14 protein-coding genes are annotated in these 17,025 nt (G+C 63.7%); 3 read left to right on the top strand and 11 right to left on the bottom strand.

The window, feature by feature from the left end:
• Positions 1 to 27 precede the first annotated feature (27 nt).
• Both WD006_RS18470 and WD006_RS18465 read right to left on the bottom strand, forming a co-directional pair.
• A complete protein-coding gene (locus tag WD006_RS18470; RefSeq protein WP_008641005.1) occupies positions 28 to 501 on the bottom strand; it encodes a tripartite tricarboxylate transporter TctB family protein in 474 nt (157 codons plus the stop codon).
• Positions 502 to 728: 227 nt separating this feature from the next.
• Complete coding sequence (locus tag WD006_RS18465) at positions 729 to 1,697, bottom strand: Bug family tripartite tricarboxylate transporter substrate binding protein (protein WP_008641004.1); 969 nt, start codon at positions 1,695 to 1,697, stop codon at positions 729 to 731.
• Positions 1,698 to 2,109: 412 nt separating this feature from the next.
• On the opposite strand from WD006_RS18465, the gene WD006_RS18460 reads away from it, so the two are divergent.
• The gene (locus tag WD006_RS18460) at positions 2,110 to 2,604 is read left to right on the top strand and encodes a hypothetical protein (protein WP_011517966.1); all 495 of its coding nucleotides are present in this window, start codon (positions 2,110 to 2,112) and stop codon (positions 2,602 to 2,604) included.
• A gap of 61 nt (positions 2,605 to 2,665) precedes the next feature.
• On the opposite strand, the gene WD006_RS18455 is transcribed toward WD006_RS18460, so the two are convergent.
• The 5 genes from WD006_RS18455 to WD006_RS18435 form a co-directional block, all read right to left on the bottom strand.
• Entirely contained in the window at positions 2,666 to 4,429 is a 1,764-nt protein-coding gene (locus WD006_RS18455; RefSeq protein ID WP_029306838.1) for a cellulose biosynthesis regulator YedQ, read from the bottom strand.
• A 144-nt stretch (positions 4,430 to 4,573) separates the two neighbouring features.
• Complete coding sequence (locus WD006_RS18450; RefSeq protein ID WP_029306839.1) at positions 4,574 to 5,770, bottom strand: MFS transporter; 1,197 nt, start codon at positions 5,768 to 5,770, stop codon at positions 4,574 to 4,576.
• A gap of 60 nt (positions 5,771 to 5,830) precedes the next feature.
• Positions 5,831 to 7,012: a DNA polymerase IV gene (gene dinB / locus WD006_RS18445; protein ID WP_024569230.1), complete on the bottom strand. Its 1,182-nt coding sequence runs from the start codon at positions 7,010 to 7,012 to the stop codon at positions 5,831 to 5,833.
• Between the two features lie 115 nt (positions 7,013 to 7,127).
• Entirely contained in the window at positions 7,128 to 8,042 is a 915-nt protein-coding gene (gene rarD / locus WD006_RS18440) for an EamA family transporter RarD (RefSeq protein ID WP_029306840.1), read from the bottom strand.
• A gap of 150 nt (positions 8,043 to 8,192) precedes the next feature.
• The gene (locus WD006_RS18435) at positions 8,193 to 9,332 is read right to left on the bottom strand and encodes a TRAP transporter substrate-binding protein (RefSeq protein ID WP_011517961.1); all 1,140 of its coding nucleotides are present in this window, start codon (positions 9,330 to 9,332) and stop codon (positions 8,193 to 8,195) included.
• A 336-nt stretch (positions 9,333 to 9,668) separates the two neighbouring features.
• Here WD006_RS18435 and WD006_RS18430 point away from each other — a divergent pair, with 336 nt between their 5' ends.
• The gene (locus tag WD006_RS18430) at positions 9,669 to 11,399 is read left to right on the top strand and encodes a carbohydrate porin (RefSeq protein ID WP_029306841.1); all 1,731 of its coding nucleotides are present in this window, start codon (positions 9,669 to 9,671) and stop codon (positions 11,397 to 11,399) included.
• Here WD006_RS18430 and WD006_RS18425 read toward each other — a convergent pair.
• The 3 genes from WD006_RS18425 to WD006_RS18415 all read right to left on the bottom strand — a co-directional run bounded on the left by WD006_RS18425 (position 11,383) and on the right by WD006_RS18415 (position 13,940).
• Entirely contained in the window at positions 11,383 to 12,135 is a 753-nt protein-coding gene (locus WD006_RS18425) for an aquaporin (RefSeq protein WP_231108917.1), read from the bottom strand. The genes WD006_RS18430 and WD006_RS18425 overlap by 17 nt on opposite strands.
• Positions 12,136 to 12,442: 307 nt before the next feature.
• Positions 12,443 to 13,423 (bottom strand): DUF2272 domain-containing protein, encoded by a 981-nt coding sequence (locus tag WD006_RS18420; protein WP_029306843.1) that lies wholly within the window; start codon positions 13,421 to 13,423, stop codon positions 12,443 to 12,445.
• Between the two features lie 238 nt (positions 13,424 to 13,661).
• Entirely contained in the window at positions 13,662 to 13,940 is a 279-nt protein-coding gene (locus tag WD006_RS18415) for an HU family DNA-binding protein (protein WP_008640984.1), read from the bottom strand.
• A gap of 833 nt (positions 13,941 to 14,773) precedes the next feature.
• Between WD006_RS18415 and WD006_RS18410 the strand changes: the two genes are divergently transcribed.
• The gene (locus WD006_RS18410) at positions 14,774 to 15,286 is read left to right on the top strand and encodes an SET domain-containing protein (RefSeq protein WP_008640983.1); all 513 of its coding nucleotides are present in this window, start codon (positions 14,774 to 14,776) and stop codon (positions 15,284 to 15,286) included.
• A gap of 33 nt (positions 15,287 to 15,319) precedes the next feature.
• Here the strand turns inward: WD006_RS18410 and WD006_RS18405 are convergent, their stop codons facing one another.
• Positions 15,320 to 17,002, bottom strand: a complete 1,683-nt coding sequence (locus WD006_RS18405) for a sensor histidine kinase (RefSeq protein WP_011517954.1) — start codon at positions 17,000 to 17,002, stop codon at positions 15,320 to 15,322.
• Positions 17,003 to 17,025: the final 23 nt, after the last annotated feature.

Genomic DNA, 17,025 nt, shown 5'->3' with positions numbered 1-17,025 from the left:
TTTCGTTCCTCCCGTTGGGGTGCGGGCTCAGAAGCCCGCTACCGGCAGCAGCGGCAGGTTGATGCCGAGCAAGAATTCGAACAGCGCCCACATCGGCACCGTGATGAGCAGGCCGATCAGCGCATCACGCACGATGCGGCGGCTGCCATAGCCACGCGCGACGCACACCATCATCAGCGTCGACGAAAACACAAAGCCCAGCGTGCCGATCAGCGCCATGTTGGCCACCAGCCCCAACGCCACCCACAGGAAGCCCTTGAAGTTGTGCGGCGCCGACGGCAGTTCGGCATCCTCTTCGGGCATGTTGCGGAAGCCGCCGCGCACGCCTTGCCACGTCAGCAGCGCGCCGCACACCGCCAGGCCGATGGCCACCAGCGTGGGGACGAAGCGCGGCGACAGGCCGGCATAGCCTTCATCGCCGGAAATACCCGGCAATCCGGCAAAGAAGAAGGCGGACACCGCCAGGATGGCGACGCCGATGGAGACGTGGGATGGTTTCATGATGGGGCTCTCGGATGGTCCTGCCACCCGCACGGTCACGGGGCCCGGTGACGATATGGTTTGTTTTTGGTGCATCGCAGGTGGCGGCACCGGGCCCCGTGCCGCTCTCCGCGCCGCCGGACATGACGGTCGGCGGCCGGGCGGGAACGACAGGGTGAAACGAACTTCCGCGTGCTTGCTGGTCGTCGGGGACCGCGGCTTGCGCGCCGGGCCCCTGTGGAGCGGTCTTACTTGGCGACGCCGAGTTCGCGCAGCGTGCCACCCAGGCGGGCGGATTCCGCGTCGACGAACTTGCCGAACTCGTCGCCGGTCAGCAGGAACGGCGTCCAGTCGTTCTTCTGGAGCGCGTCCTTCCAGACCGGGTTCTCGGTGCCCTTGACCACGGCGTCGATCATCGCCTTGCGCTGTTCGGCCGAGATGCCAGGCGCGCCATAAACACCGCGCCAGTTGTAGATCTCGACGTTGATGCCTTGCTCCTTGAGCGTCGGGATATCGGCGGTGCGATCCTTCGACGTCACGGCCAGCGCGCGCATCTTGCCGGTCTTGATGAACGGCAGGAACTCGGACACGCCAGCGATACCGACGGTCACGTGGCCGCCCAGGATCGATGCCGAGGCTTCACCACCGCCCTGGAACGGCACATAGTTGATCTTCTTCGGGTCCACGCCAGCTTCCTTGGCGATCAGGCCAGCCAGGATGTGGTCGATCGAACCCTTCGAACCGCCGCCCCAGCTCACGCTGCCCGGATTGGCCTTCAGCTGCGTGGTCAGGTCCTTGATCGACTTGATCGGCGAGCTGGCCGGCACCGTCAGCACCATCGTGTCCGCGAACAGGCGCGCGATCGGCGTGGCGTTCTTCAGGGTCACCGGCGGGTGGTTCGTCTCGATCGCGCCGACCATCACGGCGCCGGTCACGATCAGCGCGTTCGGGTTGCCCTTGTCGGTGTTGACGAACTGGGTCAGGCCGATGGTGCCGCCCGCGCCGCCCTTGTTGTCATAGGAGGCGCTCTTGGCCGCGCCAGCTGCCACCATTGCCGCGCCGATGGTGCGGCCGGTCTGGTCGAAACCGCCGCCGGGGTTGGCGCCGATCATGACCTTGAGGGAGTCCACAGCGTAGGCCGGAGCGGCCACCACGGCGGCGGCCAGCGTCGCGGAGGCGACGAAGGCGTGCGTGAAACGGGCGAACGAGCGATTCATCAATGCTGTCTCCTGTCTTTATTGGAATGTTGTGGTTGTACTGAGAGAACGGCCACGATGTATTTGGCCAGACTGCCGAAGGCATGGACATCGGCGATCATGGCCCGAATTCTAGATGGCCGAAACTGTCAAATGCCTGTCAAAACGTCAGCAAATGTGTTGGGGTTTACGTGGTGTTGTTTGCTTTGTCTGCCGTCGCAGGTCATTGCCGCTGTCGCATTTCGGCATCGCCGGCTGGGGGGGAAATCTGATCTAAACATCTTTGACTTGGCGGCCGACATACATCTCACTACGATGGATTTCAGTTGCCTGCCGCACGGACGGAGCAATGACAAGAACGATCCGGACCGACGCACGGCGATGCGAATCGGCCAACAAAACAGAAGTTTCAATGGGTGTCACTGGGGTCAAGATGGATACGATAATCAAGGCGTCGGACGGCTGGGTGCCGGAACTCGGCGCGGCAAGCGATCGCGGCCTGTGGAAAAGCACCATGGCTGCGGCCAACCAGGCACTGGAAGCCGCCAAGGGCATGCAGGCGGCCGTCAGCCAGTCGCTCAAGCTCCAGCGCAAGATCACCGCGCTGCGTGACGAACTGCACCGCATGGAAGCCGAACGCGATCTCTATCGCGATTTGCATTCCCGCACGGTCGACGAACTCAATCACACGCTCGACCTGAGCCCCGACGAATGGCAGCGCCTGCGGGCGGACAACGAGACGCTCCAGATCCGCCATCGCGCCTACAAGCTGCTGGTGCAGCACTACGCGCGCAGCGGCCTGGCGATCGAACCCGCAGTCTTCGCCGAGCAACGCAGCCGCGTTCAGCAACACATCCTGTTTCAGCGTCGCAAGGGTATTCCGGTGTCGGTCATCACCGCCGACGACATCGCATTTCTCGTGCGCTGAGTTGAAATGCGCAATGGATTTGCGCGGGGCGCACTTGCCGTATCCCCGCGCAAGGAGCTGGTCATGCATTGCCTTGTCGCTGCATCGATGGCACCGCTGCACTTCCGACCGGCGCATCCGTCGCGCATACCCGATTACGCCCCGCTTCCTTGGCGACATAGAGCCGGCGGTCGGCCACTGCCAGCATGGCGTCGAGTGTCTGGCATCCGTCGGTCCCGGCTTCTGCAACACCAATAGACACGGTGAAGCGGATGCGTCCGTCGCCCGCGTCGGGCTGCGGCGCGTCGGGTGCCGCCTCGACGGACGCGGCTTCCACGGCCAGGCGCAGGCGCTCGGCCGCCGCCACGGCTTCATCCGACGACGCGCCCGGGAGCAGTACCGCGAATTCCTCGCCGCCAAGGCGGGCGGGAAAGTCAATCTCGCGCAAGTGCTTGCGCATCAGGTCCGCCATCGCCATGAGCACGCAATCGCCGCTGGCGTGGCCCCATTTGTCGTTCACGCGCTTGAAGTAGTCAATGTCGAGCATCAGCATGGCCAGCGGCGTGCCATCGCGCTGCCGGCGGGCCGTTTCATTTTTGAACTGTTCGCTAAAGCGGCGCCGGTTGGCCAGTTGCGTCAAGGGATCGGTTTCAGCCATCTGCTGGAGTTTCCTGCCGGCGGCCAGATAGTGGTCAAACAGCAGCGTCACCACACGCAGCGTGACATACATCAGCACAGGCAGCAGGAACCAGATCGTCAGCAATGGCAAGCTGAGGCGCCGGGCCACTGTCGCATAGACATCGTATTCGTCGAGCGTGTCCACCATTAGCCAGTTGCCGGCATTGCCCACGCGCTGGAAGTACACATACTGGCCGTTGACGTGCCGCATGCCCGTGCCTTGCGAGATGAGGTCCGACACGGGTGTATTGCGCAGGTCCCCGGCGAAATCGTCGGGCCAGCGCAGATTGGTCTTGCCTCCGGTCTGACTCGAGACGATGACATTGCCGTTGCGGTCCAGCAGGTAGCGATGAGACCCCAGGATCTCCGGCAAGCCAATCAGGTCACGCAGACGGCGAATCTCCAGGTCCACGGCCACCACGCCGCGGAAGCGTTGCGCGACGTAGACCGGCACGCTCAGTGTCGTGCGCAGCTGCGTGCTTTCGAATTGCGTGTAGACCTGCGCCCAGCGCATCTCGTGGCTGGGGTCGCGATCGGGAAGCAGGCTGCGGTAATAGTCGATCCCGCTGAAGCGTTTGATCAGGGCAGGAGCCCTGTCCGGTGGCAACGCGGGATATGTCACGTAAAAGCCGTTGCTCGAGATGAACGTCACCGTGCCATCGGGACGGTCGCTGCGCTGGCTGACGCCCAGCACATGGCTGAGCTGACGCGCGGCCAGCAGATCCGCCCGCAGGTCCTCGTCGCGGCGTTCGAAACCTTGCAGTCCTTTCAGGATCTGGGGCGACACCCCCACGATCGGCGCGTCGCCAAGTGGTACCTGCAATTCCCAGACAGGTTCATTGCGTGCCGCATAGGCACGTTCGATATCGGCGTCAGTGGACGCTTTCGTACCCTGCTGGAGTTCGAGAAGCTGCTGCGCGTAATCGCGCACGAACGATAGCTTGAACCGTTCCGCATTGATAACCGCTTCCGCGCCAAGTGCGCGCAGCACCAGATCGTGTTGATGCAGGATCAGGACGCGCTCGCGCAGCAGGTAAAGGTCGCGCATCGCCACGACAAGCATCAGCAGCATCGCCAGGCCAAATCCCACCACCACCACGCGCTGCGGATATATCAGTGCCGCGCGCGGCAGCCAGCGCGGCCGCGGAAGCAGTTTGTGCCATGCCATTGGACGTCTCCGGCAAGCCCGCATCTTGCGGGTACTGCGACGACGGATTCAGGAATGATGGTACCGATATGCTGGCACAGTGTAGAGCACACGACGACGTCTGGTGCACGGGAGACGAACGTCTTGCGCCTGATTCAACCGCTGTCAGGTGCTTGCAGGCTCGGTTCGGAAATAGAGCAGGGCGATGGCCGGCAAGGCGAAGCCGATCCAGCTCGCCAGCGGCCAGCCGGCACGCGCATAGGCCCATGCGCCAACCGACGAGCCGATCGCACCGCCAACGAAGAAGATGGCCATGTAGAGCCCATTCAGGCGGCTGCGATGTTCCGCGGACAAAGAGAAGATCGCGCGCTGCCCGATCACCAGGTTGGCCGACACGGCAAAGTCGAGCACGACGGCCGCGACGGTCAAGGCCGCCAGTGACATGAGCGAACCTTCGACGCCGATGCGGCTCAGCAGGAAGGAGCCTGCGCCCAGCGCCAGTGCGATGGCAGTCATCTGGCGGCTGTGGCCACGATCGGCATAGCGGCCGGCCATCGGCGCGGCAATCGCGCCGGCCACGCCCACGAGCGCGAACACGGCGATGCCGGTCTGGGACATATGGAAGGCGGGCCCGGCCAGGTACAGCGGCGTGGTGGTCCAGAACAGGCTGAATACGCCGAACATGCTCGCCTGGTACATCGCGCGCCGCCGCAGCACCGGCTGCGTGCGCAACAGGTGCCCCATCGAACCAAGCATCTCGACATAGTTCACGCCGGGCACCGGCTGGCGCTGCGGCAGCTTGCGCGACAGCACCACGCCAAGCAGCACCATGGCCACGGCCGACGCGGCGAAGATCGTATGCCAGCCGAACAGGTCCGCCACCAGGCTCGATACCGGGCGCGCCAGCATGATGCCCATCAGCAGGCCGCTGGTCACGTTGCCGACGGCGCGGCCGCGCGCATGTTCGGGCGCGAGGTGTGCCGCGAACGGCACCAGTACCTGCACCGCCACCGAGCACAGGCCTATCGCGCATCCAGCGATCAGGAAGACGCTCGCGTGGGTAGCCAGCGCTGCCGCGACCAATGCCACCGCACAGCCGGCGATCAGCGCCAGTACAAGCTTGCGGTTCTCGACGATATCGCCCAAGGGCACCAGCAGCAGCAGGCCCACGCAATAGCCGATCTGGATCAGCGTGACGATCAGGCCGGCGATCTCGGGAGAAAGCTCGAGCGCCCGCGCGATCGGACCGACCAGTGGCTGGGCGTAGTAGAGGTTGGCGACAATCATGCCGCACGCGGTGGCCAGGAGGGGAGTGATCCAGGCGGCAGGGGCGTCGGCGCGTTGGGCGGTGGCGGATGTCATGGCCGCCGATTCTACCGGGACATAGATAGGCCCGTATGACACAGGGGATTCAAACCCGCTTCAACGGAAAACCGGGGAATCCGGCTCGGCATCGAAGCGCAATTCCTCCTGGACCGGCGCGGGGTCATCGCCCTGATCGGCGGCCGGGATCAGCGCGCTGACGCGTACGCCGAGCAGCCGGATGCGTCGTTCCAGCGGGATACGCTTGAGGCACTCGGTGGCGCCATGCCGGATCGTCGCGCCGTCCGCGGTGTGGGCGGTCAGCGTCAGGTCGCGCGTAACGGTGTGGAAGTCGTCGAAACGCAGCTTGATGCCGACGGTGCGCCCCACGTAGCCCTTGCGCCGCAGATCTTCGGCCACGCGCATGCAAAGCCGGGTGAATTGCTCGGACAGTACCGGACGATCGCCGCGCGGATGCAGATCACGCTCGAACGTGGTTTCGCGGCTCATCGACTTGGGTTCGGAGCTGACCACGACCTGCCGCTCGTCGCGCCCATTCGCCACTTCGGCCAGCCAGCTTGCGTAATTGCGGCCGAAATGGGCCTGCAGCAGCGCGGTGTCGGCCTCCGCCAGTTGCCCCACGGTCTCGATGCCGATAGCCGCCAGCTTCTCCGCCGCCTTGGGGCCGATGCCATTGACCTTGCGGGCTGCCAGCGGCCAGATTCGTGTCGGGATATCGGCCGGTGTCAGGATCGTCAGGCCATCGGGCTTGTCGAGTTCGGAACCGATCTTGGCCAGCAGCTTGTTTGGCGCCACGCAGATCGAACAGGTCAGCCCGGTGGCGGCGTTCACGGCGGCCTTGATACGGGCCGCCACATCGCGCGCCTCACCATCGATATCAGTCAGATCGATATATATCTCATCGATTCCGCGATCTTCTATTTGTTCCGTGAATGATCTGACTGCAGCCTTGAACAACCCGGAGTAACGCCGGTAGGCGTCGAAGTCCGTCGGCAACAGGATCGCGTCGGGTGCCAGCTTGGCAGCCTTCATCATCCCCATGGCGGAAAACACGCCAAGCGCGCGGGCCTCGTAGGTGGATGTGGTCACGACGCCGCGTCCGGCGTAATCGCGCAGACGCGCATAACGGCGCGTGCCATCGGGCAGGACCTCGGGCACGGCGTTGCGACCACCCCCGATCACGACGGCCTGGCCGCGCAGATCCGGGTAGCGCAACAGTTCGACGGACGCATAGAAGGCATCCATGTCGAGATGGGCGATGCGCCGTGCGGATGAGGACATGGACGAAGGGGAAAATCGTGTACTGTATAAACGTACAGTATAGTGCCGCGCCCGGATTTTGCGGAGGGCCTGTCAGCTGGCTCTCTCGCAAATTATTTACTTAATAGATTGATCTTTATGTTCTTTCGCTGATTTCATTCTTAATACTAATAGTTTTCCGCTGCAGCAGTTTGCTGACAAGTAGGCCTTCAGCAGCGTAGATAGCCAGAGATACCCAGATCAGCGCATAGCCAATCTGCTTTTGCGGCGGAAACGGCTCGTGGTACAGCCAGATGCCGAGCGCCAGTTGCAGTGTCGGGCCGGCGTACTGCAGCAGCCCGAGCAGCGACAGCGGAATGCGCCGTGCGCCTGCCGCGAAGAACAGCAGTGGCACGGCGGTAATCGGACCGGCCATCACCAGCAGCACCTGCGTACCCGGTGCTGCGGCGCGCGTGGTGTCCTGACCCGTCAGAAACAGAAAGGCGAGCGCGGCGGCGGCAAACGGAAACAGCAGTAGTGTTTCCAGTGACAACCCTTCCAGCGCCCCCAGGGCACCGGTCTTGCGCAACAGTCCATACCCGCCGAACGATGCCGCCAGACCGAGCGCGATCCACGGCAACTGCCCAGCCGTCACCGTGAGCCAGATCACCCCGGCCGCGGCAATCGCGATCGATAGCCATTGCACGGGGCGCAGCCGCTCGTGCAGCAGCAACACGCCAAGCAGCACGCTGAACAGGGGATTGATGAAGTAGCCCAGGCTGGCGTCGACCACCCGATCGGCGGAAACGGCCCAGATATAAAGGAACCAGTTGCAGCAGAGCAGGGCCGCACTGGCTCCGAAATTGAGCGCCAGGCGTGGATTGGCCGCCACCTCGCGAAGCCAGCCGAAATGCCGGCGCCACAGCAGGATCGCTCCGAGAAACACGAGCGACCACACCATGCGATGCAGCAGGATTTCCAGCGGCGCAACGCCGTGCAGGGATTTGATGTAGAGGGGCAGCAGGCCCCAGATGATGTACGCGAGCAGCGCGTAGAAGATGCCGAGTTGCATGGGGAAATGTCCCGGGTAGATGTCCGGTTGTGGGCGGATTCTACCGGGGCGGGAGAAAGCGCGTGTGAGCGCCTTTCGGGCGTGGCAAGCGGATAAAGTGCCGGCCCTCTCCACTCGCCCCTCTCCTCGCGGGAGAGGGGCGTTTGTGGCTTACAGCTTGCGGGCGAAGCTGAACTGCGAGAATGCCTGCTCGGCCACGTTGAACCACGCGGCTTCGTTGTTACGGAACACGCGCCAGTCGTCGAAGATCTTCTTGAACGACGGGTTCTTGGCGCTTTCGTCCGCGTAGGCTTCCTGGGTGGCCTTGAAGCAGGCTTCCATGATTTCCTTCGAGAACGGACGCAGCTTCACGCCGTTTTCCAGCAGACGGGCCAGCGCCTGCGGGTTCACGGTGTCGTACTTCGCCATCATGTTCGTGTGGGCCTCGATGGTGGCCGTTTCCAGCGCGCGCTTGTACAGCGCGGGCAGCTTCTCGAACTCGGGTGCCGACGCATAGAACGAGAGCTGAGCGCTGCCTTCCCACCATCCCGGGTAGTAGTAGTACGGCGCCACCTTGTAGAAGCCGAGCTTCTCGTCGTCGTACGGGCCCACCCATTCGGCTGCGTCGATCGTGCCCTTTTCCAGCGCCGGGTAGATATCGCCACCGGCGATCTGCTGCGGCACCACGCCCAGGCGCGACAGCACCACGCCAGCAAACCCGGCGATGCGGTACTTCAAACCCTGCAGATCCGCCACGCTCTTGATTTCCTTGCGGAACCAGCCACCCATCTGCGCATTGGTGTTGCCGCCGAGGAAGTTGACGACGTTGTATTCCTTAAAGAACTCGCGCATCAGTTTCATGCCGTTACCCTGCAGCATCCAGGCGTTCTGCTGGCGCGCGGTCAGGCCGAACGGAATCGTCGTGTCGAAGCACAGCGTCGGGTTCTTGCCGAAGTAGTAATAGCCGGCGGTATGGCCGATCTGCACGGTCTGGTTCTGCACGGCGTCCAGCACCTGCAGGCCCGGCACGATTTCACCTGCGGCAAATACCTTGATATTGAACTTGCCGTCCGTCAGTTCCTTCACACGTTGCGCCAGCAGTTCGCCACCGCCATAGATAGTGTCCAGCGACTTCGGAAAGCTCGACGCCATCCGCCATTCCACTGCCGGGTTGCTGCCGATGACAGCAGGGGCGGCTGGGGCGCTGGCCGATGCTGCCGGCGCGGCGGGCTTTTCTTCCTTGCCGCAAGCGGCGAGCGCTCCGGTGGCGGCCACGGCGGACGCTTTCAACAGGAAGGAACGACGTTCCATGGACATCTCCTCGTTATTGATATGTATGTATGCAGAACTGTCGGGAATCCGGATGTGTTGTCGGAAAGACAGGCCGGTCGATTATAGCGGTGGCGTTTTGGGCACGGAGCCCCATCAGAATGGGGGTTTTCGCTAGGAATTCGCACTTCTGCAACGGATAACCGGCATGTTCGGAAACGGTGCGCAGGGCATGGCCGGACCGGCCCGCGGCCTTTCGCAATGTGGGAAGTCGAGCATTTCGGCGGATTTTGTAACCCGCCTTGTAGTCCAACAGTTCACCTGATAAAACCTGAGCCCTTGTTCCGGTGTTCGTGCCAAGCCGGTTTCGCCGTTGTCATGCTGCTATCTGCTTTGCGCCCCCATCGTCTGCTTGCCCGTCGTCGCCTCACGTTTGCCGTACTGGCCGCGTGGGGACTGGGTGCGTGCGCGCATACCGGCAGTTCCGTCGCCCCGCCACCGTTCATCGCGGAGAGCACGGTGTCGCCCAAGGCCTCGGTGATGGCGTCCCTGGAGCCTGCGGCGGCAGTTCCTGAACCAGTTGCCGCACCAGCAGTCTCGGCCGATCCGCTTGGCGACCTGATTCTGTCGTCTGCGCCGACGGATGCAGCTGCCAAGCCCGCCGAGGCGGCCAGTCCGCCCGAGGCCTCGCCGCCCGTTAACGCGACAACTTCCCCGGAAGCAGCAACGCCCCCGGATAGCTCGAAGCCCGTCGAAGCGACAAATGCCGTCGATCCGGATTTCGTCGGCCCGCCCGACTCGCTGGCGCCGCCGCCGCCACCACCTCCGCCACTCGTCCTGTTCCCGCGCCGCCTGGGAGAGTTCCCCGCGCAGGCCGCTGCGCCGCAAGGCGAAGGGACCGGCGACCCCGCATCCGCGCCAACCCCTTCCGACGTGCCGCCGGTCCTGCGCTCGCAATTGCCGGCAGACAATCTGGCCGGGGATTCCGTTTGGCAACTCGGCTATAGCGGCCGTGCGGCCGTAGAGGACCGGTCAGGCCTGCAACACGCCTGCGCCGGCGGTGGCACGCCTTCGGCCGGCTTTGGCAGGGGGCTTGCCTGCACCAGCTCGGGCGAGGTCAAGATTCGCGAGTCTCTGATGGATATGGGAGGCGGCACGCAGGTCCAGCTCGTCGCGCAGGCCAAGGGCACCGATACGACATCGGTCAACGGCAATGCCGCGGCGGTGGACCCTTACGCGCTGGTGCAGAACTTCTATACCTCCGTCAGCGGCCTCTCGGGAACACCCATGCTGCAGGAAGCCAGCGTCTGGGCTGGCCGCCGCGACAGCAATCCATTCCTGATGTCGTCGGGCCTGCTGCCGCCGAGTTCGCCATCGATGCGTTTCGGCGTCGACAACGCCAAAGTGGGCGATTTCGGGCTGAGTTATCAATACACTGCACGTAACGAACTAAATGGCGCCAAGCTGCCCAGCTATCACACAGTCCGATCGGCGCCGATCGGCACCAATGACAAGGGTTCGGTCCAGGTAGGCTTCACCCGCGTGGAAGCCATGCAGGAAATCGAGAACTCGGGCGGCGCATGGTGGGCATCGGCCATGCACGAGCAGAAGGGCGTGCTCTATGGCACCAACCGGCTTGGCCTGCAGTATGGACAGGGATCGCGCGTGGCCATGACCGGCTATTCGGGCATGGGCAACGATCTGTCACGCGTTCGGGTATCGGATTCGGTGGAATGGAAGAGCCGGACAGGCCTGGCGGGTTCGGTGGAGTCCAGCCTGCAGCTCGATCATTCGGGCATCGGCACGCTGCAATGGGCCGCCACGCGCGTCCGACCGGCGTTCGTTGCCAACGACCAGTTCCGGCTGACGTTCGAGGTCGCGCACGACCAGATCTCGTCTGGGTTTGGCGTTGGCGGTCAGCGCACGGCGTTCACCGTGGCGCCGACACTGACGCTCGGCAAATCGGCCGGCAACGCCAACCTGCGTGCGTTCTATACCTACAGCCGTGCCAATGATGTGGATGGCATCACCTTCGCCTCGCCAGCCGATGCCTGGGCATCCCAGACATCCGGCTCGATCTTCGGCGTTCAGCTCAATCGGCGCTGGTAAGCTCCGTGCGGCCTTGCCAGCGTTGGGCTGGCGGGCTTGAGGCCGCTGCCATGGGGGCAGGGCAGAGCCACTGGAACAGCAACGCAGCATTCGCGGAACCAAATATCTGCGCCAGAATAAACATCGAAGCATCAATCGCACGAATACCTGTGAAGGTGTCGGTCAGCGCGCAGGCGATTGTCAGCGCCGGATTGGCGAATGACGTGGACGATGTGAACCAGTATCCCGCCGTGATATAGCCCGCCACGACAAATGGCACGAGTCCCGGCCGATGGCGGCTGGTGGCCAGACCCAGACCGATCAGCCCGAACGTCGCCAGGAATTCGCTCCACCACATGGGCGGACCGGTGCGCGCCTGCGTGGCCGCGGCCAGCAGCGGCAGACCGAACATGGCGTGCGCGGCCATCACGCCGAACACCGCGCCGGACAACTGCGCCAGCACATAACCAAGCGCTTCGCGCGGCGACAGATTGCCCTGGATCAGGTTCGACAGAGTGACCACCGGATTGAAATGACCGCCTGACACGGGGCCAAGCGACACCAGCAGCGCTACGAGCCCGGCACCAGTGGCCAGGGCGTTGCAGAGCAGGGCGAGCGCGGTATCTCCAGCGGCAAGCCGCTCGGCACGAATGCCGGACCCCACTACGATCGCAATCAGCAAGGCCGTACCCAGTCCTTCGGCAACGAGCCGGCGGGCGGTCGTCGGGGTACGCATCGTGGGGGTGGTGTCTGGCATGGCGCGGGCTGAATCGTGGGGGAACTGCGACCGCGCAGTGTTCCGCGCGGGAGCAAACCCCGTCAATGCCGCGCCGGGATGTAGTGAACGAACTGCCGGTATCGAATGGCAGGCCTGAATGGCAGGCCTCAAACTATTCCCACAAGAAATGAGATCACGTAATCAGCAGCAAAACACATCCATCACATTTATAAATAAAAGCCATACGGGCTAATAGATCGCAAGCATTAGCCGTATAACTATTTCCAGAACGAATGATCGATAATTAAATTCATCGGCACCCATCCATCTGAGTTATTGAAGATCACTACTGCAGGTTGTTGCGCATCAGGAGCAGCCACGGCATGTGCGAGTTCGTGAAGCCGTCGAGCTGGCCAGCATCGTTCATGTCGATCACGTCCATCGACACCGACTGCTGGACGTTGCCGCCAATCGCCTTGACCACGCGCGCGGCGGGATCCACTTCGACCACGATGTCGCAATGCATCGGCGTGGTGCCGAAACCGATCTCGGCCACGTTGGAGATGTACTTGTCGCGCCCGCGGGCGGCGCAAACGACGTCGCCTGGTCTCGGTACTGCCGGCATCGGCTCGATATGGAAGGCAGGGCGGGGCAGGATGCCATCGCGTGCGTCCACCACATACATCGAATGTGACTGGCCGGTCAGGAACTGGTCATTGTCGAGTCCCGCCTTGCGCATCACCCACGAAATGAACACGGCCGACCACGCCCAGGCGCCCTGGGTGATCTGACGGCAATCCGGCGCCTCACCGACGATGCCCCAGTACCCCTGTGCCATCCGGCAGCCCCGGGGCGTGGCTTCCATACCGGTGCCATCGGGAAAGCGCACGCAGTCCGCTTCCCGGCCGTTCTCGTCATTTTCGGTATCCGCAGACGCCTGGCTGCTGACGTCACCGCCGTCCGATGCCTTTTCAGGTCCGGCAGTCATCGGAGCGGGCAGCGGACTCTGTGTGACGCAGGCGCTATCGTCGCGCCCGATATGCACGACCTGCTGCCCCCATTTGCGCCATTCCTGCATGGCGATATCGACAATGCGCTCGCGCGGCGTAGCGCCAGGCGGCGTGGTCACCTGTTGATAGTCGGGGAGCGGCACGGCCTGCGGGCGAGCCGTTCTCGGGGGCGTCGTGGTACAGCCGCAAAGCACGGCAAGGGCAATTACCGCCGTCAGTCTCTGCGCCAGCGCCTGTGGAGAAGACTGTGGAGCCTTATGTGGAAAGCGCTGTGAATAACGCTGTGGAAATCTGCGCGGCAGCAAGCGGGGCAGCATGTCGGGTCCATGCGTCGCGACATCCCGCAATGCCTTGATCAGACAAGGCTGGATGGCATTATTCAGGGATTCTCGGCCATCACGAAAGTGGCGATGCCGACTGTGAGATTCTACCCGCGGCGTCGCGGGAAATCCTTTGTGGATAACGTCCCCCGCCTGGCGCGCACCTGCGCCAGTTCTGGCGTCTGGCGGCGGCACGGCGGGGTCATGCGATACGGGCTGGAGACGCCCGCAGGCATTACTGGTTGACTGCGTCCTTGAACTTCTGACCGGCCTTGAACTTCACGGTCTTTGCAGCTTCCACCTTGATCTCTTCACCGGTACGCGGGTTACGCGCCATGCGCTCACCACGTTCGCCCTTGCTGAAGGTGCCGAAGCCGATCAGGCTCAGGGTCTCACCCTTGGCCACGGCGTCCATGATGGCGCCCAGGGTCACGTTAAGGGCTTGCTCGGCCTTCGCCTTGGTCAGACCGTCCACGCCTGCTGCAATTGCGTCGATCAGTTCAGTTTTCGTCATGCTTCACTCCGTATCGAGTTGAAAAAACACCAGCGTCCAGCCCGGAGACTTCACCCTGGAAGCCGCTCTGGCAAAGACGCCGCGGGCCACATCATACCGTGTCGGGCAAAGTGCACCGGAAACAAGATTGTTACCGGTTACGTTTGCACGGCCGCGTCAGCAAAGGGATGGCGGGGATTGGAGACGTTCTGGAAGCCCTGTGAGCGCGTATACGGCAAATACGGCCACAGAGGCTCCTGGCCCCCTCTGGAGGCTGTCAGGGACGTATACGGCCCTGTGAGCGCCTCCTGGGGCGTATACGTTGCCTGGGAGGTGCAGCGGAGCGGGTAGAGGCTCAGGCGCTTGCTGGGCACCCCTGCCTGTTTTTTGATCGGCCTTCTGAATTCCGGATTCGAGTCGATGGGTTGCGATGCCCAGAGGTATACGCCTCGACGGCGCGTCTCATGCGTATGGTTTACATCTTCTTTTCATGTATACAGATAGTAGTAGTAGGTAAACGGCGCCCGTTTCTGTGGATAACCGCGTATACGTCAAGTGAATCAAGCGTTTACGTATACCAAAACCACAGGGATGAACGGCTGGGCGGCGTGGATGACTCAGCCATTCGCATGAGGCAGTGCGCGTATACGTGTCGACTTGTTCCTGCGCCGTCCCCATGTCAGCCCCAGTAAACCCACACCAAACGCGCGCGCTTATCCACAGAAATAGCCTTGGTTATCCACATTGGTGGCGGCGAGGTATACGTCCGTCGTGCGTATACCTGAGTGGGCAGCACGGGTATCATCCGGTTCGCGCCGGACTGGGCCGGCCGCCATCGCCACGGGAATCAGCACATGTCGGACAAGGGCACGGACACCAAAGATAAAGAGAAGAAGGCGGGAAAGAAGAAGACCGCCAGTGATCGCATCGAGGTGCGCCAGTCGGGCGTGCATGGCAAGGGCGTCTACGCGATCGGCCAAATCGCCGAGGGTGAGCGCGTGATCGAGTACAAGGGCGAGCACATCTCCTGGAAGGAAGCGCTCAAGCGCCATCCGCACGATCCGAACGACCCGAATCACACTTTCTATTTCAGTCTGGACGACGGCGACGTGATCGACGCCAAGTTCGGCGGAAACCGCGCGCGCTGGATCAATCACGCCTGCGATCCGAACTGCGAGGCGCGCGAGAAGAAGGGGCGCGTGTTCATCCACGCACTGCGCGATATCGAGCCGGGCGAGGAACTGTTCTACGACTACGGTCTGGTGATCGACGCGCGCTACACAAAGAAGCTCAAGCAGGAATACGAGTGCCGCTGCGGCAGCCCCAAGTGCCGTGGCACGATGCTGGCGCCGAAGGACAAGAAGTAAGGCAATCGGGGCGCAAGGGCCCCGAGTGACACATCAGGCTGCGGTGCCGGGGGCTTCGCACGGAATCCGGATCACGAAACGCATGGTCGGCGGGCGCTCCGGCTGCTCGCCCATTGCCTCGCCGCTCTCCTCATCGATCTTTTCGGATCCGACTGCCAGTGCCGCCCGCGACCCGGCAGGCGCCGGCACATCCTCGATGCGGATCGTGCCCTGGTGCAGGGTCACGATTTCATGCACGATGGCCAGCCCAAGGCCAGCCCCGCTCGGCGCGGCCTGGGCCGGCTGCGCGCCCGGCGTGTGATCGCCACGGAAGAAGCGCTTGAACACTTCCTCGCGCCGTGTCGCAGGAATGCCGGGCCCGTTGTCTTCGATCATCACCACGGCCATGCCGCGATGACCCAAGGTCTCGCCGCCGGCGCGCACCGTGATCCGCCCGCCGGCAGGCACATACTTCACCGCGTTGTCGATCAGGTTCGACAGCGCCTCGCGCATCAGCAGACGGTTGCCACGCACCACGGCCGGCGCGCCGCCGGTGAAGGTGGGGCCGGGCAGCACCTCGAATCCAAGATCCACACGCCTTGCCAGCGCCTGCGGCACCCATTCGGCACCGATCTCGAAGGCCATCTCGGCCAGATCGAAATGCTCGACCGGTCCTAGCCGTTCGAGCGACAACCCTGGTTCGGCGCGGGCCAGCGACAGCAACTGGTTAGACAGGCGCACGGCGCGATCCGCAGCGGTCTGTACCTCCCGCAGGGCCTGGCGGGCCACTTCGAGCGAATCAGCATCCACCGCGCGGTCGGCATGGAGCTTGACGGCGGTCAGCGGGGTGCGGAGCTGGTGGGCGGCATCGGCGATGAACTTGCGCTGGGCGTCGAGCGCGTCGCGCAGCCGGGAGAGCAACGCGTTCAGCGCGCGAATCAGCGGTTCGACTTCGGCGGGCATCTGGGATTCGTCCAGCGCCGCCAGCGAGCGCGCGGTCTGGCGGTTGAGCCTGTCGGTCAGGATCTGCAGCGGCACGAGCTCTTCCTTGAGCACGTGCGACAGGATCAGGCTACCTACCAACAGCAGCAGGATCAGCGGCACCGACACCGACAGCAGGATCTCGTTGGCTGCAGTTTCCCGCCGGTCGAGGAGTTCGGCCACTTCGATGACGATCGGCCCGCGCATCGTGCTGGTCTCACCGCCTGTACCCGCTTCATCGGGGCTGGGCGGCGGCAGGTTGACCGGCAGCCGTACCGCGCGCACCTGCCGACCGCTGAACCAGGCATAGAACAGCCGGGCGTCATGCAGCGTGGTCTGGCCCGTGCCGTAGCCGAGCCAGGTATCCATCCCACCGATCAGCCCGTCGGGCCCGTGGATGCGCCAGTAGATCCGGTCGGAGCCTTCGGCTTCCACCAGGGTCTGGGCGATCATCGGGATGTCCTGCTCCAGGCGTGGGCCGGCGATGCGGATCTGCTGGGCGATATTGTTCGCCACGCCATACAGCGCGCGGTCGAATACCTGAGTGGTGTAGTGAGCCGCCAGCCAGTACGACAGCGAACCGCTGGTCAGAACGAGGGCGAACAGCGGCGTGGCCAGCGCGCGCAGCAGGTGAACGCGCAGGCTCGGGTTCGACGTCGGTTTGGGATTGCCGCCGCCGCGCAGGCGTTTGCCGGTCGCGGTCGTTGCGGGCGTGTCACCGGCTTGCGCCGAGGAGGAAGACGAGCGCGGCCACATGGCGATTCAGGGCATCCCGGGGA

The sequence above is a fragment of the Cupriavidus sp. Met-2 genome (assembly GCF_049843575.1).
GTDB lineage: Bacteria > Pseudomonadota > Gammaproteobacteria > Burkholderiales > Burkholderiaceae > Cupriavidus > Cupriavidus metallidurans.
This window is presented reverse-complemented; position numbering and strand designations above follow the sequence as displayed.

Excerpts from the sequence above, each read along its gene's own strand:
- WD006_RS18470 (WP_008641005.1), bottom strand. The coding sequence starts at position 501 with ATGAAACCATCCCACGTCTCCATCGGCGTCGCCATCCTGGCGGTGTCC.
- WD006_RS18465 (WP_008641004.1), bottom strand. The coding sequence starts at position 1,697 with ATGAATCGCTCGTTCGCCCGTTTCACGCACGCCTTCGTCGCCTCCGCG.
- WD006_RS18460 (WP_011517966.1), top strand. The coding sequence starts at position 2,110 with ATGGATACGATAATCAAGGCGTCGGACGGCTGGGTGCCGGAACTCGGC.
- WD006_RS18455 (WP_029306838.1), bottom strand. The coding sequence starts at position 4,429 with ATGGCATGGCACAAACTGCTTCCGCGGCCGCGCTGGCTGCCGCGCGCG.
- WD006_RS18450 (WP_029306839.1), bottom strand. The coding sequence starts at position 5,770 with ATGACATCCGCCACCGCCCAACGCGCCGACGCCCCTGCCGCCTGGATC.
- dinB (WP_024569230.1), bottom strand. The coding sequence starts at position 7,012 with ATGTCCTCATCCGCACGGCGCATCGCCCATCTCGACATGGATGCCTTC.
- rarD (WP_029306840.1), bottom strand. The coding sequence starts at position 8,042 with ATGCAACTCGGCATCTTCTACGCGCTGCTCGCGTACATCATCTGGGGC.
- WD006_RS18435 (WP_011517961.1), bottom strand. The coding sequence starts at position 9,332 with ATGGAACGTCGTTCCTTCCTGTTGAAAGCGTCCGCCGTGGCCGCCACC.
- WD006_RS18430 (WP_029306841.1), top strand. The coding sequence starts at position 9,669 with ATGCTGCTATCTGCTTTGCGCCCCCATCGTCTGCTTGCCCGTCGTCGC.
- WD006_RS18425 (WP_231108917.1), bottom strand. The coding sequence starts at position 12,135 with ATGCCAGACACCACCCCCACGATGCGTACCCCGACGACCGCCCGCCGG.
- WD006_RS18420 (WP_029306843.1), bottom strand. The coding sequence starts at position 13,423 with ATGCTGCCCCGCTTGCTGCCGCGCAGATTTCCACAGCGTTATTCACAG.
- WD006_RS18415 (WP_008640984.1), bottom strand. The coding sequence starts at position 13,940 with ATGACGAAAACTGAACTGATCGACGCAATTGCAGCAGGCGTGGACGGT.
- WD006_RS18410 (WP_008640983.1), top strand. The coding sequence starts at position 14,774 with ATGTCGGACAAGGGCACGGACACCAAAGATAAAGAGAAGAAGGCGGGA.
- WD006_RS18405 (WP_011517954.1), bottom strand. The coding sequence starts at position 17,002 with ATGTGGCCGCGCTCGTCTTCCTCCTCGGCGCAAGCCGGTGACACGCCC.